The sequence below is a fragment of the Bacteroides sp. AR20 genome (genome assembly GCF_964250605.1).
In the GTDB taxonomy this organism is placed as follows: domain Bacteria; phylum Bacteroidota; class Bacteroidia; order Bacteroidales; family Bacteroidaceae; genus Bacteroides; species Bacteroides uniformis.
Map to the genome: position 1 here is coordinate 16,183 of NZ_CAXUGK010000026.1, position 24,155 is coordinate 40,337.

At 45.7% G+C, this 24,155-nt stretch carries 21 protein-coding genes; 15 read left to right on the forward strand and 6 right to left on the reverse strand.

Annotation, left to right across the window (positions count from 1 at the left end; all coding sequences use genetic code 11):
* Positions 1–79 precede the first annotated feature (79 nt).
* Positions 80–1,435, reverse strand: coding sequence for an MATE family efflux transporter (locus tag ACESTD_RS13625; protein WP_005827703.1), 1,356 nt, complete (start codon positions 1,433–1,435; stop codon positions 80–82).
* A gap of 118 nt (positions 1,436–1,553) precedes the next feature.
* Here ACESTD_RS13625 and ACESTD_RS13630 point away from each other — a divergent pair, with 118 nt between their 5' ends.
* The 3 genes from ACESTD_RS13630 to ACESTD_RS13640 all read left to right on the forward strand — a co-directional run bounded on the left by ACESTD_RS13630 (position 1,554) and on the right by ACESTD_RS13640 (position 4,050).
* Positions 1,554–2,201, forward strand: coding sequence for an HAD family phosphatase (locus tag ACESTD_RS13630; RefSeq protein WP_005837215.1), 648 nt, complete (start codon positions 1,554–1,556; stop codon positions 2,199–2,201).
* A gap of 69 nt (positions 2,202–2,270) precedes the next feature.
* Entirely contained in the window at positions 2,271–3,092 is an 822-nt protein-coding gene (panB, locus tag ACESTD_RS13635) for a 3-methyl-2-oxobutanoate hydroxymethyltransferase (RefSeq protein WP_288856787.1), read from the forward strand.
* Entirely contained in the window at positions 3,073–4,050 is a 978-nt protein-coding gene (locus tag ACESTD_RS13640) for an MFS transporter (RefSeq protein WP_151875166.1), read from the forward strand. The genes panB and ACESTD_RS13640 overlap by 20 nt, the downstream gene beginning before the upstream one ends.
* On the opposite strand, the gene ACESTD_RS13645 is transcribed toward ACESTD_RS13640, so the two are convergent.
* Together ACESTD_RS13645 and ACESTD_RS13650 are read right to left on the reverse strand one after the other, a co-directional pair.
* Complete coding sequence (locus ACESTD_RS13645) at positions 4,026–4,397, reverse strand: diacylglycerol kinase family protein (protein WP_005827712.1); 372 nt, start codon at positions 4,395–4,397, stop codon at positions 4,026–4,028. The genes ACESTD_RS13640 and ACESTD_RS13645 overlap by 25 nt on opposite strands.
* Before the next feature lie 16 nt (positions 4,398–4,413).
* Positions 4,414–6,633 (reverse strand): bifunctional (p)ppGpp synthetase/guanosine-3',5'-bis(diphosphate) 3'-pyrophosphohydrolase, encoded by a 2,220-nt coding sequence (locus tag ACESTD_RS13650; RefSeq protein ID WP_005827714.1) that lies wholly within the window; start codon positions 6,631–6,633, stop codon positions 4,414–4,416.
* A gap of 105 nt (positions 6,634–6,738) precedes the next feature.
* Between ACESTD_RS13650 and ACESTD_RS13655 the strand changes: the two genes are divergently transcribed.
* Both ACESTD_RS13655 and purT read left to right on the forward strand, forming a co-directional pair.
* Positions 6,739–8,256, forward strand: coding sequence for a DUF4301 family protein (locus tag ACESTD_RS13655; RefSeq protein WP_098032332.1), 1,518 nt, complete (start codon positions 6,739–6,741; stop codon positions 8,254–8,256).
* Between the two features lie 139 nt (positions 8,257–8,395).
* The gene (purT, locus tag ACESTD_RS13660) at positions 8,396–9,562 is read left to right on the forward strand and encodes a formate-dependent phosphoribosylglycinamide formyltransferase (RefSeq protein ID WP_057089426.1); all 1,167 of its coding nucleotides are present in this window, start codon (positions 8,396–8,398) and stop codon (positions 9,560–9,562) included.
* A gap of 69 nt (positions 9,563–9,631) precedes the next feature.
* Here the strand turns inward: purT and ACESTD_RS13665 are convergent, their stop codons facing one another.
* A complete protein-coding gene (locus ACESTD_RS13665; protein WP_373158775.1) occupies positions 9,632–10,126 on the reverse strand; it encodes a PepSY-like domain-containing protein in 495 nt (164 codons plus the stop codon).
* A gap of 83 nt (positions 10,127–10,209) precedes the next feature.
* Complete coding sequence (gene ispE, locus ACESTD_RS13670; protein ID WP_117688994.1) at positions 10,210–11,043, reverse strand: 4-(cytidine 5'-diphospho)-2-C-methyl-D-erythritol kinase; 834 nt, start codon at positions 11,041–11,043, stop codon at positions 10,210–10,212.
* Positions 11,044–11,339: 296 nt separating this feature from the next.
* Between ispE and dnaB the strand changes: the two genes are divergently transcribed.
* On the forward strand, positions 11,340–12,911 hold the full coding sequence (dnaB, locus tag ACESTD_RS13675; protein WP_008664493.1) for a replicative DNA helicase: 1,572 nt from the start codon (positions 11,340–11,342) through the stop codon (positions 12,909–12,911).
* Positions 12,912–13,069: 158 nt separating this feature from the next.
* Here the strand turns inward: dnaB and ACESTD_RS13680 are convergent, their stop codons facing one another.
* Positions 13,070–17,542, reverse strand: coding sequence for a translocation/assembly module TamB domain-containing protein (locus ACESTD_RS13680; protein ID WP_373158776.1), 4,473 nt, complete (start codon positions 17,540–17,542; stop codon positions 13,070–13,072).
* Positions 17,543–17,746: 204 nt separating this feature from the next.
* Here ACESTD_RS13680 and tsaD point away from each other — a divergent pair, with 204 nt between their 5' ends.
* From tsaD to ACESTD_RS13725, 9 genes are all read left to right on the forward strand, one after another.
* Complete coding sequence (gene tsaD, locus ACESTD_RS13685; protein ID WP_005827731.1) at positions 17,747–18,769, forward strand: tRNA (adenosine(37)-N6)-threonylcarbamoyltransferase complex transferase subunit TsaD; 1,023 nt, start codon at positions 17,747–17,749, stop codon at positions 18,767–18,769.
* Positions 18,770–18,782: 13 nt separating this feature from the next.
* Positions 18,783–19,250 (forward strand): CinA family protein, encoded by a 468-nt coding sequence (locus tag ACESTD_RS13690; protein WP_008664496.1) that lies wholly within the window; start codon positions 18,783–18,785, stop codon positions 19,248–19,250.
* A gap of 121 nt (positions 19,251–19,371) precedes the next feature.
* The gene (gene rpmB, locus ACESTD_RS13695) at positions 19,372–19,632 is read left to right on the forward strand and encodes a 50S ribosomal protein L28 (protein WP_004291052.1); all 261 of its coding nucleotides are present in this window, start codon (positions 19,372–19,374) and stop codon (positions 19,630–19,632) included.
* Between the two features lie 20 nt (positions 19,633–19,652).
* Positions 19,653–19,841, forward strand: coding sequence for a 50S ribosomal protein L33 (gene rpmG, locus ACESTD_RS13700; protein WP_002560155.1), 189 nt, complete (start codon positions 19,653–19,655; stop codon positions 19,839–19,841).
* 14 nt (positions 19,842–19,855) lie between these two features.
* Entirely contained in the window at positions 19,856–20,014 is a 159-nt protein-coding gene (locus ACESTD_RS13705) for a DUF4295 domain-containing protein (RefSeq protein ID WP_005827735.1), read from the forward strand.
* A gap of 250 nt (positions 20,015–20,264) precedes the next feature.
* A complete protein-coding gene (ftsY, locus tag ACESTD_RS13710) occupies positions 20,265–21,224 on the forward strand; it encodes a signal recognition particle-docking protein FtsY (RefSeq protein WP_005827738.1) in 960 nt (319 codons plus the stop codon).
* A complete protein-coding gene (gene rimO / locus ACESTD_RS13715; protein WP_005837204.1) occupies positions 21,221–22,519 on the forward strand; it encodes a 30S ribosomal protein S12 methylthiotransferase RimO in 1,299 nt (432 codons plus the stop codon). Before ftsY ends, rimO begins: the two co-directional genes overlap by 4 nt.
* A gap of 78 nt (positions 22,520–22,597) precedes the next feature.
* Positions 22,598–22,870 carry an HU family DNA-binding protein gene (locus ACESTD_RS13720; protein WP_005827742.1) on the forward strand — a complete coding sequence of 91 codons (273 nt, stop codon included), beginning with the start codon at positions 22,598–22,600 and terminating at the stop codon, positions 22,868–22,870.
* 26 nt (positions 22,871–22,896) lie between these two features.
* A complete protein-coding gene (locus ACESTD_RS13725; RefSeq protein ID WP_373158777.1) occupies positions 22,897–24,078 on the forward strand; it encodes an HU family DNA-binding protein in 1,182 nt (393 codons plus the stop codon).
* Positions 24,079–24,155 lie beyond the last annotated feature (77 nt).

Consider the following 24,155-nt stretch of genomic DNA (forward strand, 5'->3'; position numbering starts at 1 on the left):
GGGCTGAATGAATGATATATTTTCGAACAATTTGTTTGTTATAACATAAAATGCATATTTGCAGTAGAATAAATCACTTTCACCTCGCTTTTTCGGTAATTCCTGTGGGTAATCTTTTTACATATATCCACAATGCCACCGCTGCCGTTACAAAAGCAAAGAAGTCCGATACCGGCATACATATCCAGATGCCGTCCAGCCCAAAGTAATGCGGGAATATCAGTAGTCCCGGCAACAGATACAGTAATTGGCGTGTCAGCGATAAGAAGATGCTGATTTTCGCTTTCCCGATGCTTTGGAAGAAATTGCCAATGACAATCTGTGCGCCTACCAGCGGGAATATGGCTACGGCAATGCGTACGCCTCTGGAAGCAATATCTATCAACTCTTCATCACTGGTAAAGATGGCAGATATGGCATGGGGGAACAATTCGCAGATAAGGAAGCCGGTACTGGTGATACATACTCCGGCAATGATGGTCAGGCGCAGGGTAGCCTTCACACGGTCGTGCTTTTGCGCACCGAAGTTATAGCCTACAATCGGTTGCATTCCCATCGTCAGCCCCAATACAATCATTACATAGAGTACCAGCAGTCGGTTGATAATGCCATATGCCCCGATGGCCATATCGCCTCCGTACTGTTGGAGGCTGTTGTTTACGATAATCACAATGACACATGCCGTGACGTTCATCAGGAACGGTGACATACCGATGGATAATATACTACTGATGATACGTTTCTTCATCTTCCAGAACCCCCGTTGCAGACGTACCACACTTGTCTTTTGCAGGAAATGGCTCACTACCCACACCATGCCGATGAACTGCGAGATGACCGTTGCCGTTGCAGCTCCCCGTATTCCCCAGTCAAATTGGAAGATGAAAATGGGAGCGAGGATTATGTTGCAGACTACCGTTACCATAGACGTGAGCATCGCTTTCTTGGGATATCCCGTGGCACGCATGATATTGTTTAGGCCAATCATGGTATAAGTGACGGGGGTACCCAGTAATATCACCTGCATAAAGTCGCGGGCATATGGCAACGTATCATTGCTGGCACCGAAGAAGCGCAGGATGTCATCCAGAAAGATGAATGAAACACTGCCGAATATGAATGCGTTGACCAGGCAGAACATCAGTGTGTTTCCCAATACTTCCGTTGCTCCGTCCAGGTCTTTCTGTCCCAACCGGATGGACGAAATGGTGGAGCCACCTGCCGATACCATCGTACAGAAAGCCACGACCAGATTCATCAGAGGGAAAGTTATGGCAAGTCCGGCAATGCCCATAGGACCTACGCCATGACCGATGAAAATGCTGTCGATGATGTTGTACAACGAAGTAATCGTCATGCCTATAATGGCCGGAATGGAGTACTGCACAAGCAGTTTGCCAATACGTTCGGTTCCTAATATATGCGCGTTGTTCATTTGATATGAGTCAATTAAGGAGCACAAAGGTATAAAATATTTGTTTGATTCGCAGATTATTCCCACCTTTGTACGCTATAATGTTTTGGTATTAACAGATTTAGGTAAAAGAAAGTTTATGGACACAACAAAAGCAACCGCCGTACTTTTTGATTTTGACGGCGTGGTGGTAGACACGGAAACACAGTACAGTCACTTCTGGCATGAAATGGGAAAGCAGTATTTGGGTATGGATGATATTGAAGGCAGGGTGAAGGGCCAGACGCTGGTCTATATTTATGATACCTTTTTTCCGGGCATGGCGAAGGAACAGGCCGAAATTACCGAACGGCTGAACCGCTTTGAACAGGAAATGTCATTCGACTTTATTCCCGGAGTGCTTGACTTCATTGCCGACCTACACCGGAATGGGGTGAAGACTGCCGTAGTGACCAGCTCCAACGAAGCGAAGATGGCAGCTGTCTATCGGGTTCATCCCGAAATAAAGACTCTTTTCGACCGTATCCTTACGGCCGAGATGTTTACGGCTTCCAAGCCTGCACCGGATTGTTTTCTGTTGGGTATGGAGGTTTTCGGCACAACTCCCGACACCACATATGTATTCGAGGATTCTTTCAACGGGCTGAAAGCCGGCATGGCTTCAGGAGCTACCGTTATAGGGTTGGCAACCACCAATTCCCGTGAAGACATAGCTCCGTTGTGTCATTATGTATTGGATGACTTTCAGGGATTCACTTACGATAAATTAACTCAATTGTACAAGTAATCAGAAAAAGGATTACCTTTGCGCCGAAAATTAAATTGAGTAATTGTAAATTGCCAAATTGTAAATACTATCATGGGTTATATTTCAGACGACACTCGTAAAGTGACTACACATCGCCTTGTTGAAATGAAGCAAAGAGGCGAAAAGATATCAATGTTGACATCTTATGACTATACTATGGCGCAGATTGTGGACGGTGCCGGGGTAGACGTGATTCTGGTGGGAGATTCCGCTTCCAATGTAATGGCAGGCAATGTCACCACGCTTCCCATCACGCTCGACCAGATGATTTATCATGGCAAATCCGTGGTTCGCGGTGTGAAGCGTGCCATGGTCATTGTCGACATGCCTTTCGGCTCTTATCAGGGCAACGAACTGGAGGGATTGGCTTCCGCTATCCGTATTATGAAAGAAAGCCATGCCGACGCCCTCAAACTGGAGGGAGGCGAGGAAATCATCGGTACGGTGAAGCGTATCCTCAGCGCCGGTATTCCCATCATGGGACATCTCGGACTGATGCCCCAATCCATCAATAAGTATGGAACATATACGGTCCGTGCCAAGGATGATGCCGAAGCCGAGAAACTGGTACGCGATGCGCATTTGCTGGAAGAAGCCGGATGCTTCGGACTGGTATTGGAGAAGATTCCTGCCACATTGGCTGCCCGCGTGGCAAGCGAGCTGACTATACCCGTTATCGGCATAGGTGCCGGTGGCGATGTAGACGGCCAGGTGTTGGTGGTTCAGGATATGCTGGGTATGAATAACGGTTTTCGTCCCCGTTTCCTGCGTCGCTATGCCGACCTGCATACAGTGATGACGGATGCCATCAGCCGTTATGTATCCGATGTGAAGAATTTAGACTTCCCGAATGAGAAAGAACAGTACTAACAAACTCATGACACTCAATTTTTGGCGGATGTGTACGGCAAATCTGTTGCTGTTCATATCCGTCTATATGCTTTTCCCTTTGCTTCCTTTTGTGATGGGAGAGCAGTTGGGTGTTTCCGTCGGGCAGGCGGGCAGCATGTTTCTGGTCTTTGCGGTGGCCATGTTTGCTGTCGGTCCTTTCCATGCCTATCTGGTCGATGAATATAAAAGGAAACACGTGCTCCTTTACTCCGCACTCATTATGCTGGCGGCTGTTCTGGGATATGCCTTTGTGGATGGTTATACGAAATTTCTGCTGCTTGCCGCTGTGCAGGGAGCATGTTTCGGGCTGGCAACCACAGCGGGCATTACGGTGGCCATCGACATAACGACTTCCGCGCGCCGCAGCGCAGGAAACATGGTATATGCATGGGCTGCACGCTTGGGCATGCTGGTGGGTGTTGTGTTGGGTATTGGAATGTATAGGATGTATGGTTTCCGTATGGTGACCTATCTGTCTGTAGCGGCCGGACTGGCCAGCATATTTTTCGCATCGAGGGTATATGTGGCTTTCCGTGCTCCGATAGGCGTGTCGTTGTGCAATATGGACCGCTTCTTATTGCCGCGTGCATGGGTACCTGCCATCAATATGCTGTTGATTGCTTTTGTACCGGGAGCGTTGCTGCCACTGATGTTTGTGGGCGATTACTGGTCATTGGCGGCATTGGCTGTATTGGTGTTCATTACAGTCCCGTTCATGAAGATGTTCGTCAAGCTGTCGCACCATTGCCAGCGTGGAACGGCAAACACCACTTGTCATTTGTCTATGGAGGCAGGGCTGCTGGTGGGCATGGCTGTGGCTTGCCACCTGATGGACAAAGCGCAGATATACCATGTGGCGTCTGTTGCTGCTATGCTTGCCGTATTTTTCTTTGTACTTCTGACCTATCCTTATTATAAGAAGAAGCGGGTGAGGTAAGGGATAAATACAATCAATCCTATAATGGCCGCCGTTGCAGCACATACCAGTACTGCTCCGGCGGCTATGTCTTTTACTTGCCCTGCCACGGGATGCTGTTGGGGAGACACCAGGTCGACCAGCTTCTCAATGGCGGTATTGAACAGTTCGGCTGCTATCACCACTCCGATGCAGAGAATGATTATCATCCACTCCATGCGGGTAATGCCTAAAACGAATCCTGCAATGACTACCACAGCCGTAGCTATCAGATGGAAGCTCAGGTTCTGTTCTTTTCCTATGCAACACCGGATACCTTTCCAAGCATATCCGAAACTGCGCAACTGCTTTTTAAAGTCGTACTTCATGGATTATAGTTGTTGCTTAATTCCTTGAAACCTGTTTCACTCCCTTTACTGTTCTCAGTTTCTTGACAAGTGCTTCCAGATGTCCCGTATCGCTCACCATGATGGTCAGTGTTCCGGAGAACAGCCCGTCATGCGAGTCAATGCCGATGCTTCTCAAAGTAATACCCGTTTCTTTGGAAATGATGGAAGTGATGTTGGTCACGATGCCGATGTCATCGTGTCCCACTACGCGCAGGGTGATGGGGTACTGTGTACCTTGTGACTTTCCGGCCCAGCGTGCCTTCACGATACGGTAGCCGAAACGTGAGTGCAAATCACTGGCATTGGGACAATCGCAACGGTGTATCTTGATACCTCCCGTCACACTGACAAAGCCGAATACATCATCTCCATAGATGGGATTGCAGCAGCGTGCCAACTTGAAATCCAATCCTTTCAGATTTTGATCAATGACCAGTACATCTTCTTTGGTACCTATCTCTTCCGGTATGCCTTGTTGAAGGTTATAGCCTTCAGCACTGCGGTAGACAATATCGTCGCGCGTATCATTTTCCCGTCTTTGCTGTTCCTGGTATTTGTCTATAATCTCGTTGACATCCAGTTCTTCATCGGCTATGGCTTGATAGAAGTCGGTCACTATCTTGAAACCGAGGCGCTTGATGAGGCGCATCATGGTTCCTTCATCATACTCTATCTTCCGGTTCTTGAACTTGCGTTCCAGGGTTTCCTTAGCGAAGGCGTGCTGGCGTGCAGCCATTTCCTTCAATGCCTGGCGTATTTTGGTGCGTGCCTTGGAGGTGGTTACGATGTTCAGCCAGTCCTGCTTGGGCGTCTGCGTATTCGATGTCATTATCTCCACCTGGTCACCGCTATGCAGCATTTGCTTCAGCTGTACATTCTTGCCGTTCACTTTTGCACCGATACATTTGCAGCCCAGTTTGCTATGGATGTGGAACGCAAAATCGAGCACGGTGGAGCCTTTGGCAAGTTTGAACAAATCACCTTTGGGGGTAAATACAAATACCTCGTCTTCGTACAAATCCAGTTTGAACTGGTCCATCGTTTCCAGTCCGTTGCTGTCCGAGCTCTCTAAGGCTTCGCGTACGGAAGTCAGCCATTCGTCAAGACCAGATTCACCTTTCACTCCTTTGTATCGCCAATGGGCGGCCAGGCCTCGTTCGGCAATATCATCCATGCGTTCGGTACGTATTTGTACTTCCACCCATTTGCCTTCGGGGCCCATCACGGTGATGTGCAGTGATTCATATCCGTTGCTTTTAGGTACGGACAGCCAGTCGCGTAGCCTTTTCGGGTTAGGCTGGTACATATCTGTTACGATGGAGTAGGCCTGCCAACATTCCAGTTTCTCCTTTTCCAGGCAAGAGTCCAGGATGACGCGGATGGCGAACAGGTCATACACGCCTTCGAAGGGGCATTTCTGCTTCTTCATTTTCTGGTAGATGGAGTGGATGGACTTGGTGCGTCCTTTGATATGGAACTTCAGTCCGGCTTCTTCGAGCTTCTTCTGTACCGGTGCAATGAAGGCGGCAATGTACTTGTCACGCGATGCCTTGGTCTCATTCAGTTTTTCCTTGATATGGTAGTAAACTTCCTTTTCTGTATATTTCAATGAGAGGTCTTCCAGTTCCGACTTCAATTTGTACAGACCCAGCTTATGGGCAAGGGGCGCATAGAGATAAGCCGCTTCGTTGGCTACCTGCCGACGGGCTTCATCGTTCTTGCAATCCTTTATCTGCCGCATGATGTTTACGCGGTCGGCAATCATGATGAGAATGACACGCATGTCTTCGGCGAAAGTCAGCAACAAGTTGCGGAAATTCTCGGACTCGATGGTAGGGCTTTTGGAATAAAGTTCGTTTACACGTATCAATCCCCGGATGATGCCTGCCACATCCTCGCCATAGATTTGCTCCACTTCCAGAGCGGTGCAAGTGCCGCAGCGCACGGAGTCGTGCAGCATGAGCCCCAGGATAGAAGCACGCTTCATTCCGATTTCTTCCGCTACAATGACAGCCGTCTGCATATCTTTGATGACGGGATTCAAACCGAATATATCACGCTGGATACGGTTGTTCTGTATAGTATTGACAAGATGTGTTTTCAGCTTTTTGCAGTCCCCCTTCTGGAGGGTTTCTCCGGAAAGTTGCAACAGTTTGCGGTAGAGCGAGAAGAGTAAATCTTTCTCTTTGATAGTGAAAAATTCATCAGTTTCCATAATCGTCCGTATTTTATGCTTCAAAGGTAAGTTTTTTCTTCATTTTCTTGACGGCAGTTCTGCTTTTTTTGTATTTTTGGGCATGAATTAATAAAACAAGATATTATGATAACACCGCAAGACAAAGAGTTGCTCGAAAATAAAGGCATCTCCGAAGAACAAATAGCCGAACAGTTGGCTTGTTTCGAAAAAGGTTTTCCATACTTGAAGCTGTCTGCCGCCGCTTCTGTAGAAAAGGGTATACTGGCTCCGAATACGGATGAACAGAAGAAATACCTGGATGCCTGGGAGGCATATACACAAACCGATAAAGTGGTGGTGAAGTTTGTGCCTGCTTCGGGTGCTGCCAGCCGTATGTTCAAGAACTTGTTTGAATTTCTCGGGGCAGACTATGACACTCCCCAGACAAACTTTGAAAAGACTTTCTTTGAGAAAATAGAGAAGTTTGCCTTCTATGATGACTTGAATACCGCTTGCCAGAGGACTGCCGGAAAGGATATACCGACTTTGGTTGCCGCTGGAAACTACAAGGCGGTTGTTGCTGCCTTACTCGAAGGGGCCGGACTGAACTATGGTGCTCTGCCCAAAGGATTGCTTAAGTTCCATAAGTATGAAGACGGTAGCCGCACGCCGCTGGAAGAGCACTTGGTAGAAGGAGCATTGTATGCTGCCAATAAGAACGGTAAGGTGAATGTGCATTTCACGGTTTCGCCCGAACATCGTGCCTTGTTCAAGGCTTTGGTAGACGAAAAGGCTGCCGCTTATGCAAAGAAGTATGGGGTGGATTATAACATCTCTTTTTCGGAACAGAAGCCGAGCACCGATACCATTGCCGCCGATATGGAAAACAAACCGTTCCGTGACAATGGCAAACTTTTGTTCCGTCCGGGCGGTCATGGTGCATTAATTGAAAACTTGAACGACCTTGATGCGGATATTATCTTCATAAAGAATATCGACAATGTGGTACCCGACAAACTGAAGGGTGACACCGTATTATATAAAAAGCTGATTGCCGGTGTACTGGTAGCTTTGCAGCAGAAGGTATTTGCCTATTTGCAGTTGCTTGAAAGCGGGAAATATACACACGAACAAATTCTTGAAATCCTGCAATTCCTGCAGAAGCAACTCTATTGCAAGAACCCGGAGACGAAGAATCTGGAAGATGCCGAACTGGTGATATACCTGAAAGAAAAACTGAACCGTCCGATGCGCGTCTGCGGTATGGTGAAGAACGTAGGCGAACCAGGTGGAGGTCCGTTCTTGGCATACAACAGTGACGGCACTATCTCTCTGCAGATTCTGGAAAGTTCGCAGATTGATATGGACGATCCGGAAAAGAAGGAAATGTTTGAAAAGGGTACCCATTTCAATCCGGTGGATTTGGTTTGCGCTGTACGTGACTATAAAGGACATAAGTTCAATCTTGTGAAGTATGTGGATAAAGCCACGGGGTTCATCTCCTATAAGTCCAAGAACGGCAAGGACCTGAAGGCGCTTGAACTTCCCGGTTTGTGGAACGGCGCCATGAGTGATTGGAATACTGTATTTGTAGAAGTGCCTCTGACTACATTCAATCCGGTAAAGACGGTGAATGATTTGTTGAGAGAACAGCACCAATAAAGGAATTTACTATTAGACGATTTACTATTTACTATTGGCTGTGCTGTAATCGGGTAGCGGATGGTGAATAGTAAATCGTCTGATTGTATAGTGTTGAATAGTAAATTGAAAATTGTCAAATAGTAAATAAATAGATAGGATGAAAAAGATTTTATTGTTGGGTTCTGGTGAACTGGGCAAGGAGTTTGTAATTTCCGCCCAACGCAAAGGTCAGTATATTATCGCCTGCGATTCGTATGCCGGAGCGCCTGCCATGCAAGTGGCAGATGAATGTGAAGTATTCAGCATGCTTGATGGAGATGCTTTGGAACGCGTGGTACGCAAACACCAGCCGGATATCATTGTTCCGGAAATCGAGGCTATCCGTACGGAACGTCTGTACGATTTCGAGAAAGAAGGCATTCAAGTGGTGCCCAGTGCACGCGCTGTGAACTTTACTATGAACCGTAAGGCTATACGCGACCTTGCAGCTAAAGAGTTGGGACTGAAAACAGCTAAATATTTTTATGCCAAATCTCTGGATGAACTGAAAATTGCAGCTGAAAAGATAGGTTTCCCATGCGTGGTGAAACCGCTGATGTCCTCTTCCGGCAAAGGCCAGTCTCTCGTAAAGAGTGCCGACGAATTGGAGCATGCTTGGGAATATGGCTGTAATGGTAGCCGTGGAGACATAAAAGAACTTATCATTGAGGAATTCATCAAGTTCGACAGTGAGATAACATTGCTCACCGTAACGCAGAAGAATGGCCCGACCTTGTTCTGCCCGCCTATCGGCCATGTACAGAAGGGTGGGGACTATCGTGAAAGTTTCCAGCCTGCCCATATTGACCCTGCCCATCTAAGGGAGGCGCAGGATATGGCAGAGAAAGTGACCCGTGCCTTGACCGGTGCCGGATTGTGGGGAGTGGAATTCTTTCTCAGCCATGAGAACGGTGTCTATTTCTCCGAACTTTCTCCACGTCCGCACGATACGGGTATGGTAACCCTGGCCGGAACCCAGAATCTGAATGAGTTTGAATTGCACTGTCGTGCGGTGCTTGGTCTGCCTATCCCTGGCATCAAGCAGGAGCGTATAGGAGCCAGTGCTGTCATCCTCTCTCCGATAGCCAGTCAGGAACGTCCCAATTATCGTGGCATGGAAGAGGTTACAAAAGAAGAGGATACTTATCTGCGTATTTTTGGCAAGCCTACTACCCGCGTAAACCGCCGTATGGGTGTAGTGCTGTGTTATGCACCTCTTGACAGTGATCTTGACACGTTGCGCGACAAAGCGAAGCGTATTGCTGATAGGGTAGAGGTATATTAATGATTGGTGATGAATGATTGGTGATTTGTTGATGAATGGATACCATCGACAAATCACCAATCGTCAGTATTAATCATTGAAAAAGAGTCCGGGATAGATCTCTCCTCCAAGTTCTGTTACATCGAGGCTTTGTAATAGTTTTCCATCCGGAGCATAGAACAGTTGGAATTCTTCATCGGAATTGTATTGTTCCACCTCAATTATAATCACTGTGGGATGTTTGGGAAAGGTGATGATTCTTACGTCCCTTAACTTCATGCCGGCCATTCTACTGCTCATGAATGCTTCTGCCACGGGAGCCGGCACTTTTTCCAGTGACTCTACATCTGTTTCAGTCATGACCCACTCCGCTTGTTTATTGAACCAGACATCAACTTCCTGACTATCTGCAATAAATTCTGCCACGTAGCAACCGGCCATTTGCTCCCATTCCACATCCGTTGCTTGAGGATAGAGCTTTTGAAAAGCTGTTTGTATATTTACGGGAAGACGTCCTTCCGCAAAAGCGGACACTGACAGCAAGACAAGTAGTCCTGCCAGAATACCGAATTTGAACTTTTTCATAATCAAGGTTGTTTTGAGTTTTCTGTAAGAACAACCTTGTTGTGTTTTTGTTTCCGGAAATCAGTATATTGGTTGACGCATTTTTAAACATCAGTGAACCGGCCTTTGTATACAAAAGCTTTTTCTCCGAAATCCACTTCCGGCAATACGGCATCTTCCTTGAATAATCCGTAAACAGATGACCCCGAACCACTCATGGAGGCATATACAGCTCCTTGCCGATACATCTCTTCCTTGATTTCTCCGATAGTGGGAAATTGGGGGAATACGCTTTCTTCAAAGTCATTGACCATTCGTCCGTTCCATTCTTCAACGGGAAGTTGGGCAATTTCTTTCAGAGACATTTCCGGATGATGCGGTTTTATTTTTGCAAAGGCATCCCGTGTAGAGACGAAAATGTCCGGCTTCACCAACCATATCCGATATCCTTTCAGTGAGAGGGGAAGGGGAGAAAATATGTTTCCGATACCTTCTGCGTAAGTCGGACGGTTTCTGATGAAGAAGGCACAATCGGCACCTAGCTTGGCGGCATACTCTTCCAGAGTGTCATCCGGCAGTCCGAGTTCAAACTTATTATTCAGAAGCTTCAGCATGAAGGCTGCATCGGCCGAACCGCCACCCAGTCCGGCTCCCGAGGGAATATGCTTGAAGAGATGGATGTCTACCGGAGGAAGGTTGAATTGGTCGTCCAGCAACTTGTAGGCTTTCACTACCAGGTTGCTCTCTGCTTCTCCCTCAATTTCCAGACCTGCCTGATGCAGACGGAACTTTCGGTTTCCTTCGTTCAAGATATTTATTTCCAAAGCATCTTCTATGGGAACCGGATAGAAAATGGTTTCCAGATTATGGTATCCGTCCGGACGCTTCTCTGTGATATTCAGTCCCAGGTTTATTTTGGCATTTGGAAAAGTCAGCATGGCGTTGAAAATTAAGAATTAATAATTTAAAATTAAAAGGGGAAGCTATGAAGTGCAGCTTCCGAAGACAAAGTTAGTGATTTCTGTTCATAGTAGATTGAAAACTTAGCAATGATTTATTTACCGCTTATAAATAAATTCGCTTATCTTTGCCATACGAGCGAAGATAGGCTGCACCTCAACATAACTTTTTCATGCAAGCATGAAAGTTATGTATTCGGTTTGCATTATCTTTGCTTCCCCTTTCTAAAAGGGAAGTTCATTTAATTTTTAATTTTCAATTATTAATTCTTAAAGTGGCAGAACAAAGAAGAACATCCCGTACTCCGAAAGGAAAGGCACCACAGCCCGTAACAGACTACGGACGTATCCAGCCGCAAGCGCCGGAGCTGGAAGAAGCAGTCTTGGGAGCCTTGATGATTGAGAAGGACGCTTATTCGCTGGTAAGTGAAATTCTTCGTCCGGAGTCATTCTATGAGCATAGACATCAGCTGATATATTCCGCTATTACCGATTTGGCCGTGAATCAGAAGCCGGTCGATATCCTCACCGTGAAGGAGCAGCTTTCAAAGCGGGGAGAATTGGAGGAAGTGGGCGGCCCGTTCTATATTACCCAACTTAGCAGTAAGGTGGCATCTTCTGCACACATCGAATATCATGCACGTATCATTGCGCAGAAAGCTTTGGCACGTGAATTGATTACTTTTACCAGTAATATCCAGAGCAAGGCTTTCGACGAGACGCTGGATGTGGACGATTTGATGCAGGAGGCCGAAGGAAAACTGTTCGAGATTTCCCAGCAGAACATGAAGAAGGATTATACACAAATTAATCCTGTCATTGCCGAAGCCTATGATTTGATTCAGAAAGCTGCTGCCCGTACCGATGGTTTGAGTGGCTTGGAAAGTGGGTATACCAAGCTGGACAAGATGACTTCCGGATGGCAGAAGTCCGACCTCATCATTATTGCAGCCCGTCCTGCCATGGGTAAAACGGCGTTCGTACTTTCCATGGCGAAAAACATTGCCGTGAATTTCCGCAATCCCGTAGCGCTGTTCTCGCTTGAAATGAGTAACGTGCAGCTGGTGAACCGTTTGATATCCAACGTGTGCGAGATTCCGAGTGAGAAAATCAAGAGTGGTCAGTTGGCGGACTATGAATGGCAGCAGTTGGATTACAAACTGCGTGACTTGCTGGATGCTCCGCTTTATGTGGACGATACGCCTTCTTTGTCGGTATTCGAACTCCGTACGAAGGCACGGCGTTTGGTACGTGAGCACGGAGTAAAGATTATCATCATCGACTACCTTCAGCTGATGAATGCAAGCGGAATGTCTTTCGGTAGCCGTCAGGAAGAAGTTAGTACCATTTCGCGCTCATTGAAAGGTTTGGCCAAGGAGCTGAACATTCCTATCATCGCTCTGTCGCAGTTGAACCGTGGTGTGGAGAACCGTGAAGGCGAGGAAGGCAAGCGTCCCCAGTTGAGTGACCTTCGTGAATCCGGTGCCATCGAGCAGGATGCCGATATGGTTTGCTTCATCCACCGTCCCGAATATTACAAGATTTATACTTCTGCCGATGGCAGTGACTTGCGCGGTATGGCGGAAATCATCATAGCAAAGCACCGTAACGGTGCCGTGGGGGATGTGCGTCTGAGGTTTATCGGACAGTACACCCGTTTCCAGAATCCCGAGGATGATATGGTTATTCCACCTCCGACGGAGGGTGGAGGAGCTACATTCGGTTCACGTATGAATGCGCCTATCGGAAGTACGGCAACACCGCCACCTCCATCGGCTGCTGATTTTCCGCCACAGACGGACAACCCGTTTGGAGGTGTGGGGTCGGACGGGCCATTACCTTTCTGATGTATTTTTATGGCTACACCCTTTGCCTTGAATGCCTATACCATCGTAGAGTGATGGCTACACCTTTAGGTATAAAGGGTGTAGCCATGTTAAAATACTGTATTTGAGCCTATTTGCTTATTCTAAAACCTTCAATGTGGACAGTAAGAACGTCAATCTTATTTTTGCTCCCTTTTCCGTTTTGATTGTGCCTCGGGCATCTGCTGTTCTGTGTTTATTTTATCAGAGGATAGGGTATCTTGTTTTATTTCTTGTTCCTTTCTCAGCCGGTTGAGTTTCCATCTGTTCCAGAAAAGGAGCTCACTCCATTTGTTGAAATCCTTTTTGAAGATAATACCAATACCTTGTGTTGTCAGATTTGTCCGGGTGTAGTAGCGGTCGTTCGTTTCGTTGTACGCTTTCAGGCGGATATCTCCGGAACGGTTGACGAGCCATTCCGCTTCAAAGTCTCCCACAAAATTAGTATTTGCCATCGGATTGTCACGATAACCAAAATTACCATTGATAAGTAGTCGGTTATTCAATAATTGCCCCGAAAGCATGGTCTCGAACTCCATGTCTGTCCAGCCTCTTTCACCGGTACTGAAATTGGTGCCGAAGTTCCAGTTATTAACATCGAGAATGTTCGATAAAGCGTTATTCAACTGTCCGGAAAGGGTGGATGAAACAACACTGGACATCATATTCGAATTCTGGGTGGCTCCCAAGTTTTCCGGGGTATAGAACTTGCCGATAGCCAACAGATAGAGTATCTGCATGTTCATTTGCTCGTCAGTAGGAATATAGTTACGGACAATGGCCTGCACTTCATCGCGTTCGTTGGGTAGCTCGATGTCAAATTTTACATCGGGTGAAGTCAATTGTCCGGTAAGGTCCATCATACAGTTCACTTTTACATTTGTCTGGCTGATGTAGCCGGAGGTTGCCTCGTTGGGCATCAGGTCATTTAAGGATGCTGAGTTGACCGTATAGCCTGCTTTTATGTCCAGAGTGGCATCCAGCGGCGAACCGTTGAATGTAATGGTACTCCCATCCCTGATAATAAAGTCCTTTCGGATAACCTCTTGCAGACTGAATTTATAGACTCCCTGGCTTATCCGGTAACTGCCGAACATCTTTACATCTCCTTTATTGAAAAACTCAGTACGGATATTTCCGGTTCCCCGTCCACTGATATAGTCGCCGGCGATAGGGTCCATGATAATCTTCATGGTAGCGTCGGGAGTGGCGTCTACCAAGAGATTCAACCGGATGTCAGTGTCGCTCTCTTTCTCTTCCTCGATTTCCTTTTGGGCAATCTCGTAGTCGGAAAGGCGGACAGAGTCTTGTACGGCACGGCGTGGCGTTTTGTCCACAAACTTGATGAACTGGTTGCTGACTGCTGTAGATACGTTATCCTTTATATAGGTAAAGGTGGTGTTGCGATTGGTAGTCATTGCAATGTCAATGTTAACGCCATCTTGGGCATTACCGGCAATAGTGGCATTTCCCGTACCGTAGACGGTGCCGTAGAAGGGATAGTCCGGTGATTCTTTGGTATTCATCACCAGCATGTCGTTGACATTGAAATTGAAACGGTACTCCAGGTTCTTGAAATGCTGATAGTGCAGATAGCCGCTCATGCTGCCTTGATGCCCTTGCGTGTCGAAAATGCGGTTGTTGCGGAAGGTCAACCCGCCGGGCTCGATGTAGATGCTGTCTTTGACGGAGAAAGTGGTGTTGAGCACGTCTACCTTCATGGAAGCATCGCCGAATACACGCCCTTCCATGGTGAGAGCCTTGAATTTGCCATAGAAATGTACATGGCCGGTGGCACGTCCGTTGAATTCGGGCGTGATGCTGCTCATATAATGATGTATAAACTTCAAGTTGGTACCGCCCGCTTCAATTTGGAGATCCAATGAACTGGTGGGCTTCAAGGGATAGACATAGCCATACACATGGCTTTTGGCGATATCTTTCTCCCTGATATGGGCATCCAGATAGATGCCCTTCACGTCGTGGTGCCATTCTCCGTGTATGTTGGCATCACCCAGCAAGCCTTCGTTCAATCCGAGGTTGCGGATAAACAAGTCGGTGCTCATGACGGGGTTTTCCAGTACTCCGCTGGCGAAAGCCGGACCGGTGGCTTCTCCTTTGAAATTGACTCCGAGGTCTGCAATGTCGAACACATAACCGATGTTGATTTCCTTCAAATCCAGACGTACTGTATCTTCGGGTTGTGGTGAAACGATACCATTGATACGCAAGTGCCGGTCTTTATGGCTGAAGTAGAAATCATTGACATACACTTTGCCGGAGTCGAGTACCACTTGGGAGGGATGTATATCCCATAGCGTATCGTTCAGTATCACGTTGGTGGGCTGGACATTAATGACGGTTTTTAAGGGGGGAAGTTTCCTCTTGTTTTCATTCGCTTCTTTCTGTTCACGGATGAAGTGGGCGACGGCGGCGAGTTTCCCGCTGTAGGTTACAGTGCTGCTGTTACCCCAGTTCAGCGTGGTCTGTATGCTGTTGTTCTGGGCTTGCGCTTCTAAAGCTATATTGACAGCGCCGCTTGATTTGCGGTTGCTGAAGCGTAGGCGTGTATGGAACTGGTCACCGGGATTCTCGCAAAGGAACATTCCGGATTCGATGAATTTGTTTTCATAGCGGAGACGGGGAAAATAGCCTTCTACACGGAGTCGCTGTGCCTTGTCATTGAAGTATCCTTTAATGGTGGAATGGGTATATACTTTTACCGGAATCTGAAAGACGGTGGAGAGCAGTTCCGTATTGTAAATGTGCATGTCGAAATGGAAATTGTTCTCCGTCTCTATGGGTTTCTTGTCTGGCAGAATCAAGGCGGGGATATAACGACGCATGATATTCAGTACACTGGCAGGCAGGGTACGATAAGAATAATCGCCTTCTATGCTACCTTGGAGAAAGTTGGATTGGATGGTCAGCCGTTTCTGGTTTTCGCTTTCTCTTATGGCGGATATCTTCAGGTTGTCCAGGAAGTATTGTGTTTCCGGAGCTGCGAACAATAAGCTATCAATGTTGATTTCACCGTTCATCTCGTCAATGGAACCGCCGGTGAAGTCTGCCTTGACTTTGACTGATATTTCCGTATCTTCATAGTTGGGTGTCAGATGTAGGGCATGAGGACGAAATTTGTCGATGCTTGCCTGAAAGTTGAAAGTCGGTACCCGACTGGCGGTATTGATGGTACCGTTCAAAATAACAGAACCATTGGTGTCATCCAAGGCGACTTTTCCCGTGAAGCCTCCCTGCTTGTATTCTCCATCTAGGGTGATATTTTCGTAATTGTAGTCGCTGTAATCAATAGAGGCAACCAGCCCTTTCAGCAGTACGGACGGGTATTGGTTTTCGTAATGGCTGCTGTTGACATCCAGATTGAAAGTTACTTTACCCAGTTTCTTGTTGCCCAGCATCTTGCCCAGCTCAAAGTCTTTGGTTTTCACTGCACCGGAATAGGAAAAATAACCTTTATCTTTGTTAGAACTTAGTTTTACGTCGGTTTGGATGGTTCCGATGTCAGTACGTACTTGTCCGTAAGTTACGAGGTCTGTGAAGTAGCCCGAGACTTCTCCACGGAAGGAAACCGTTCCTAAGTGTTGCAGGACGGGAGGTACTCCATTATAGTTCTTGCTGAAATTCCGGACAAAGAAGGCTATTCCTTCCGGGTCTGCGTACAAATTGGACAAATTGCCGAATATATAAGCATTTTTCGGATGGGAAAGGTCTTGTAGTGATACGTCTCCCCTCAGATAAAAATGATTTCCGACAGAGACGGAAAGGTGCGGGCAATTCAGTTGATTGACAGTGCCGTCCGTCTGTACCTCTACTTGCAATTTTTCCTTAAAAGAACCAAAAGCCGGAACAAAAGCCGATAAATCCTGCAAGGCGATTTGAGAGGGCAGCAAATGGAATGAGAAACGGACATCTTGGGCAAGATTGTCAAACGCCCCCAGACTGTCATAATCCATGTGTATAGTATCCATTGCCAAAGAGGTGTTGGGGAGGTCGATGGCGAAATTTTCGATTTTCATCCGTTGGTCATTACCGATAACCTTTAGGCTTAGTTTCTTCAATTCAAATCCGGAATGTTCTTCTTCGATGCTCAGACGCTTGATGGCAGCATTGATAGAATCATTTTGCAATGCTTTTAGGGAGATGTTTGCAATAATGTTACGCAAGCGGAGATGCTGTGGATTGAACTTTCCCGGAGTCTCTTTCTCGGACAGCACATCATATGAAACCTTTCCGCGGCGTATCAGTAAGGAATTGATACGGAGATCCAGGTTGTTTTTCTTTTGAACCGTATCTTTGGATGCGAATGCGTCGAGTACAAACTGAAAATTAGGTTTATCCTTGGGAGTCTGCTTGTTCAGATTGATGTTAAAGCCGAACAATTGTATGTTACTGATGGATATTTTGCCGCTGAATAGGGGGAGAATATCGAATTTGGCAGAAAGACGGGTCACCTTCAGCATTTCCTTGCCAGACTGGTCGTCCAGGAGCAGGTCGTCGATGATGATGCGGTTCAGCAATCCTATGTTTATTCGCCCAATGGAAATCTTGCTGTCCAGTATGGAAGCCAGTTCATTGGCAACAAATACAGACATTTGTCGCTGAACGGATGGAATGTTTAGCAACAATATGGTACCGATATACAATCCCAATACAATACCGAGTACCCAGCGTACTGTTTTTTTTAGCTTTCTGATAGGCGGTTAATTTTTATAATCAGCCAACAAAAATATGAAATAATACGTTATGAATCGTACTTTTATCACTACTTTTGCAGCGTTTAAACGTAAATAAACATTATGAGTACAATAATCTTGGGAATAGAATCTTCTTGTGATGACACTTCTGCAGCTGTCATCAAAGATGGTTATCTGCTTTCGAATGTGGTGGCCAGCCAAGCTGTGCATGAAGCATACGGCGGGGTAGTGCCTGAACTGGCTTCCCGCGCGCACCAACAAAATATAGTTCCGGTAGTGCATGAGGCATTGAAACGCGCCGGAGTAACCAAAGAGGAATTGAGTGCTGTGGCCTTTACGCGTGGACCGGGATTGATGGGGTCGTTGTTGGTGGGGGTATCTTTCGCCAAAGGGTTTGCCCGTTCATTAGGTATTCCTATGATTGATGTTAATCATTTGACTGGTCATGTGTTAGCTCATTTCATTAAAGCAGAAGGTGAAGATAATGTGCAGCCGGAATTTCCTTTCCTCTGCTTGCTGGTTTCCGGTGGAAACTCACAGATTATCTTGGTGAAAGCCTATAACGATATGGAAATTTTGGGGCAGACCATTGATGATGCCGCCGGTGAAGCCATTGACAAATGCTCGAAGGTAATGGGATTGGGATATCCGGGTGGTCCGATTATTGACAAACTGGCTCGGCAAGGTAATCCTAAAGCCTTCTCGTTCAGCAAACCGCATATTCCAGGGTTGGATTATAGTTTCAGCGGACTTAAGACCTCGTTTCTTTACTCTCTGCGCGACTGGATGAAGGACGACCCCGATTTCATCGAACATCACAAGACGGATTTGGCGGCATCACTGGAAGCTACCGTTGTAGATATCTTGATGGATAAGTTGCGCAAAGCTGCCAAACAATATAAAATAAAGGAAGTGGCTGTTGCAGGAGGCGTTTCTGCCAATAACGGATTGCGTAATGCTTTCCGTGAGCATGCCGGGAAGTATGGTTGGAAAATATTTATTCCGAAGTTCAGCTACACAACGGATAACGCTGCCATGATTGCCATTACCGGATACTTCAAGTATATGGATAAGGATTTTTGTCCGATGGAAGCACCTGCTTATTCACGCGTAACTTTAGGATAATATATAATAAGGTATGAAGTTGGAAGAAAAGGTAGGAGAGCTGCTGAAAGCAAAGAAATTGTCCCTTTCCACCGCAGAAAGTTGTACGGGTGGAGGGATTGCCGCTCTGATTACTTCCGTTCCCGGCAGTTCGGAATACTTTAATGGTAGTATAGTGGCGTATTCCAATGAAATAAAGATGTCTTTGCTGCATGTATCTGCCGAAACTTTGGAAAAACATGGAGCAGTAAGTCGCGAAACTGTTACAGAAATGGTGAAAGGTGCGATGAAAACGCTGAAAACAGATTGTGCAGTGGCTACTTCCGGTATTGCAGGTCCTGGAGGTGGGACTCCGGAAAAACCGGTGGGTACGGTGTGGATAGCCGCTGCCTATAAAAATGAAATCGTTACCATGAAGCAGGAGGGAGACGAGGGAAGAAAGGGAAATGTGGAAAAAGCAATTCAAAATGCCCTTTTGTTGCTTTGTGAGAAGCTGAAATGAGGAAAAAATGCTATCATACAGTGAATTATTTTAAGAAAAACTTGTTTGGTAACGATAAAAGTGCTTACTTTGCGCTCTGTTTGAAATAGGCAAAAAAGAAAACTATAAAATTAAGATAGAAATGTCAAAGATTTGTCAAATTACCGGAAAGAAGGCCATGATTGGCAACAATGTTTCACACTCAAAGAGAAGAACAAAGAGAACCTTTGATTTGAACTTGTTTAACAAGAAGTTCTACTATGTAGAGCAGGATTGCTGGATCAGCCTTAGCATTTGCGCTAATGGTTTGCGCATTATTAATAAGAAAGGACTGGACGCTGCTTTGAAAGATGCGGTAGCTAAAGGTTATTGTGATTGGAAAAGCATTAAAGTTATTGGCTAAAGTAGAGGAGAATACTGATTATGGCAAAGAAAGCAAAAGGTAACAGAGTACAGGTGATTCTGGAATGCACAGAACACAAGGATAGCGGTATGCCGGGTACTTCTCGTTATATTACGACGAAGAACAGAAAGAATACCACAGAGAGATTGGAGTTGAAGAAATACAACCCGATTCTGAAGAGAGTGACAGTACATAAAGAAATTAAATAATAAATCTATAACTTATGGCAAAGAAAGCGGTAGCAACCTTGCACGAAGGAAGCAAAGAAGGACGTTCTTATACAAAGGTTATCAAAATGGTGAAGTCTCCTAAGACTGGTGCTTACATTTTTGATGAACAGATGGTCCGTAATGAAGATGTTCAGAACTTCTTTAAGAAATAAGATAAATACAGTGGCTGTAAAGCGCTGATGACTTATAAAGGTCCCCTTGTCGGTATTTCCGGTAAGGGGATTTCTTTTTAAAAAGAGGACGAAGTTTTTAATATTCGTCAGTTTTGTTATATCTTTGCTGAAAATGCGAAGATAGGCTGCACCTCGGCATAAAAAATGAACGGGTTCATTTTATTCTGCATCCGGTTTGCACTATCTTTGCAGGGAATGCGAAAACAGGTTGCATAAAAATAATTAGTGTATGGGATTTTTTAGTTTTTTCTCCAAGGAAAAAAAGGAAACATTAGATAAAGGATTATCTAAGACCAAAGAAAGTGTGTTTGGCAAGATTGCGCGTGCCGTGGCAGGAAAGTCAAAAGTTGATGATGAAGTATTGGATAATCTGGAAGAGGTGTTGATAACTTCGGATGTGGGCGTGGAAACGACACTGAAAATTATTGAACGTATCGAAAAGCGTGCAGCAGCCGACAAATATATGAATGCCACTGAGCTGAATCATATTTTACGTGATGAAATCGCAGCGTTGCTTACAGAGAATAATTCGGAGGATGTGGATGACTTTGAAGCACCGATTGCGAAGAAACCATACGTCATTATGGTAGTGGGCGTCAATGGTGTAGGGAAGACTACTACGATTGGCAAACTGGCTTATCAATTCAAGAAAGCCGGAAAGTCTGTTTATCTGGGTGCTGCCGATACTTTCCGTGCTGCTGCTGTGGAGCAGTTGGTGATATGGGGTGAACGGGTAGGTGTACCTGTTGTAAAGCAGAAAATGGGTGCTGACCCGGCTTCTGTCGCTTTTGACACACTGAGTTCCGCAACTGCCAATAATGCCGATGTGGTAATTATAGATACAGCAGGACGCCTTCATAATAAAGTCGGTTTGATGAATGAACTGACGAAAATCAAGAATGTGATGAAGAAGGTTGTTCCTGATGCTCCGAATGAGGTGTTGCTTGTGTTGGATGGCTCAACCGGACAGAATGCATTCGAACAAGCCAAGCAGTTCACTCTGGCAACGGAGGTTACGGCAATGGCTGTTACAAAGTTGGACGGAACAGCCAAGGGTGGCGTAGTCATCGGCATTTCAGACCAGTTTAAAATTCCGGTTAAATATATTGGATTGGGTGAAGGAATGGAAGATTTGCAGGTGTTCCGTAAAAAGGAATTTGTTGATTCACTGTTCGGGGAGAATGCATGAAACGGAAGACTATAGATATCATCACTTTAGGATGTTCTAAAAACCTGGTGGATTCGGAACATTTGATGCGTCAGTTGGAGGAAGTGGGATTCCATGTGACACATGATGCGGAAAGACCGAAGGGACAGATTGCCGTAATCAATACTTGCGGTTTCATCGGTGACGCCAAGGAGGAATCCATTAATATGATTCTGGAATTTGCGCAGGCCAAGGAGGAAGGAAACTTGGAGAAGCTTTATGTAATGGGTTGCCTTTCAGAACGTTATCTGAAGGAATTGGCCGTTGAAATTCCCCAGGTGGATAAATTCTATGGTAAATTCAATTGGAGAGAGTTGTTGCAGGATTTGGGAAAGGCCTATCATGACGAGCTGCACATAGAGCGCACATTGACCACTCCCAAGCATTATGCCTATTTGAAGATATCCGAAGGGTGTGACCGTAAATGTTCTTATTGCGCTATTCCCATCATTACGGGACGGCATGTGTCGCGCCCGATGGAGGAGATACTTGACGAGGTGAAGTATTTGGTTGCACGGGGTGTAAAGGAATTCCAGGTTATAGCCCAGGAGTTGACCTATTACGGAGTAGATTTATATAAGAAGCAAATGTTGCCCGAGCTTGTTGAGCGGATTTCGGATATTCCCGGAGTGGAGTGGATACGCTTGCATTATGCCTATCCGGCACATTTTCCGGCTGATTTATTCCGTGTGATGCGCGAGCGTGACAATGTATGCAAATATATGGATATTGCCCTGCAACATATCAGTGACAATATGCTGCAAAAGATGCGTCGCCATGTGACGAAGGATGAGACGTATAAGCTGATAGAACAATTCCGTGAGGAGGTTCCCGGTATTCATCTCCGTACTACACTGATGGTGGGGCATCCAGGAGAAACTGAAGCCGATTTTGAGGAGCTGAAAGAGTTTGTCCGTAAAGTGCGTTTCGATAGAATGGGGGCTTTTGCGTATTCGGAAGAAGAAGGGACGTATGCCGCTGCTGAATATGAGGATTCTATTCCCCAGGAAGTGAAACAAGCGCGCTTGGATGAGTTAATGTCTATTCAACAAGGCATTTCAGGGGAGTTGAGTGCGGAGAAAGTAGGCAGGCAGATGAAAGTAATCATTGACCGGCTGGAAGGCGAATATTATATTGGACGTACAGAATTTGATTCTCCCGAAGTGGATCCTGAGGTTTTGATTGAGCGTGGAGACAGGGCGTTGCATATAGGTAACTTTTACCACGTAGAGATAGTAAATTCCGATGATTTCGACCTTTTTGGACGAATAATTTAAAGATTTTTCCTTATCTTCTTGCATATGTGAAGAAGATTTGCTAATATAGCACCGTAGTTCAATTTAAAGGCTTACATTTTGAATAACAAAGAGTTTACTTCTGAATTGTCGCGGAGGTTAGGGTACACATTGAAAGATACTTCTGAGCTGGTTGCTTCATTGCTGGCAGATATGACACGGCAGTTGGAGGAGGGGAATATTATCTCTATACAAGGGTTCGGTACATTCGAAGTGAAAAAGAAGGCAGAGCGTATATCTGTGAATCCGACTACAAAGCAACGTATGCTGGTGCCTCCCAAATTGGTGTTGACCTATAAGCCGAGTACATTGTTAAAGGATAAGTTTAAGTAACCGGCTTTTAAAAAATCTCCCGTATTATGAACGAGAAACTGAACATACAAGACCTGATTGACACGCTGGCTGAAAGGCATGGCATGAGCAAGAAGAATGCGGATAGTTTTGTGAAAGAATTCTTCCAGCTGATTGAGGAGTCTTTGGAGAAGGACAAATATGTGAAGATACGAGGTTTGGGGACTTTCAAGCTGATAGATGTCGGGAGTCGTGAAAGCGTTAATGTGAATACGGGGGAAAGGTTTGAGATACAAGGGCATACAAAAGTGTCGTTTACACCGGAACCGGCTTTGAAAGATATTATCAATAGACCATTTTCGCATTTTGAAACTGTAGTTTTGAATGACGCTACGGTGCTTGAGGACACCCTGCAGGAAAATGACAGTGAAGATGATGAAGATACTGAAATCAAAACTCCGGAACAAGAGGTGGAGGAGAAGGTTGCCTTAGTGGAAGAAGCCACGATAGAAGAACCTTTGGTGGAAACTGTAATAGAAGAGCCGTTAATTGAGCCCGAACCGGCAGTTGAAGAGGAGAAACCGGAAAAAACGGAACCTGAAGCAATGCCTGAAAATATAGTTGCTGTTGAGCCGGAACCGTCTGAGCCAGTGATAAAAGATATGGCAGATTCTTCGACTATGAAATATTTTATAGGCATCGTTGTTTTTGTAGTGTTGCTGTGTGGTGGTGCCGTAGCTTTCATGTATTATCCGGACTTGCTTGACGCACTTACTGCAAAGCCTCTTGTAGAAGAAGTTGCAGACCCGGATGTGAGGGAATCTGTTACTGAAAAGGTGGAGGTTCCTGCCGGTCAAGACAATATTGCCTTGACAGACAGTATTGTTTCAAAAGATGTTGTAGCTCCTGCCCGGATAGATACTGTGGCAGAAACTGTTGCTGCAACAACTCCTACGCTTAAAAAAACTCCAAAGGAAAATGTACAAGTACAGTCTCCCACTCCTAAAAAAGAGCAAAAAAAGACAGTTGTACCGTTTGAACCGGATTCTGTGGGGTATACGATTGTGGGAACAGAAACCACTTATACCATCAAGGAAGGGGAAACGCTGACTAGGGTAGCGTTTCGTTTTTATGGAACAAAAGCTCTTTGGCCTTATATCGTGAAGCATAATCCCGGCGTAATCAAGAATCCGGATAATGTGCCTTATGGTACTACTATCAAGATACCAAAATTGGCCAAGAAGCAGTAAAAAATTACTGCTTCTTTTTTTGTTAAATACTAAACTCTATGAAAGTAGTTTAATCTAAAGGTTTCGCATAGTTTTTT

Bases quoted from the DNA above. Each gene is read 5' to 3' on its own strand.
- ACESTD_RS13725 (WP_373158777.1), top strand. From the start codon at position 22,897: ATGAACGAGAAACTGAACATACAAGACCTGATTGACACGCTGGCTGAA.
- rpmB (WP_004291052.1), top strand. From the start codon at position 19,372: ATGTCAAAGATTTGTCAAATTACCGGAAAGAAGGCCATGATTGGCAAC.
- ACESTD_RS13690 (WP_008664496.1), top strand. From the start codon at position 18,783: ATGAAGTTGGAAGAAAAGGTAGGAGAGCTGCTGAAAGCAAAGAAATTG.
- rpmG (WP_002560155.1), top strand. From the start codon at position 19,653: ATGGCAAAGAAAGCAAAAGGTAACAGAGTACAGGTGATTCTGGAATGC.
- rimO (WP_005837204.1), top strand. From the start codon at position 21,221: ATGAAACGGAAGACTATAGATATCATCACTTTAGGATGTTCTAAAAAC.
- ACESTD_RS13655 (WP_098032332.1), top strand. From the start codon at position 6,739: ATGATAACACCGCAAGACAAAGAGTTGCTCGAAAATAAAGGCATCTCC.
- ACESTD_RS13650 (WP_005827714.1), bottom strand. From the start codon at position 6,633: ATGGAAACTGATGAATTTTTCACTATCAAAGAGAAAGATTTACTCTTC.
- ACESTD_RS13645 (WP_005827712.1), bottom strand. From the start codon at position 4,397: ATGAAGTACGACTTTAAAAAGCAGTTGCGCAGTTTCGGATATGCTTGG.
- ACESTD_RS13625 (WP_005827703.1), bottom strand. From the start codon at position 1,435: ATGAACAACGCGCATATATTAGGAACCGAACGTATTGGCAAACTGCTT.
- purT (WP_057089426.1), top strand. From the start codon at position 8,396: ATGAAAAAGATTTTATTGTTGGGTTCTGGTGAACTGGGCAAGGAGTTT.
- ispE (WP_117688994.1), bottom strand. From the start codon at position 11,043: ATGCTGACTTTTCCAAATGCCAAAATAAACCTGGGACTGAATATCACA.
- tsaD (WP_005827731.1), top strand. From the start codon at position 17,747: ATGAGTACAATAATCTTGGGAATAGAATCTTCTTGTGATGACACTTCT.
- ACESTD_RS13630 (WP_005837215.1), top strand. From the start codon at position 1,554: ATGGACACAACAAAAGCAACCGCCGTACTTTTTGATTTTGACGGCGTG.
- ACESTD_RS13680 (WP_373158776.1), bottom strand. From the start codon at position 17,542: ATGTCTGTATTTGTTGCCAATGAACTGGCTTCCATACTGGACAGCAAG.
- ACESTD_RS13665 (WP_373158775.1), bottom strand. From the start codon at position 10,126: ATGAAAAAGTTCAAATTCGGTATTCTGGCAGGACTACTTGTCTTGCTG.
- ftsY (WP_005827738.1), top strand. From the start codon at position 20,265: ATGGGATTTTTTAGTTTTTTCTCCAAGGAAAAAAAGGAAACATTAGAT.
- ACESTD_RS13705 (WP_005827735.1), top strand. From the start codon at position 19,856: ATGGCAAAGAAAGCGGTAGCAACCTTGCACGAAGGAAGCAAAGAAGGA.
- ACESTD_RS13640 (WP_151875166.1), top strand. From the start codon at position 3,073: ATGAGAAAGAACAGTACTAACAAACTCATGACACTCAATTTTTGGCGG.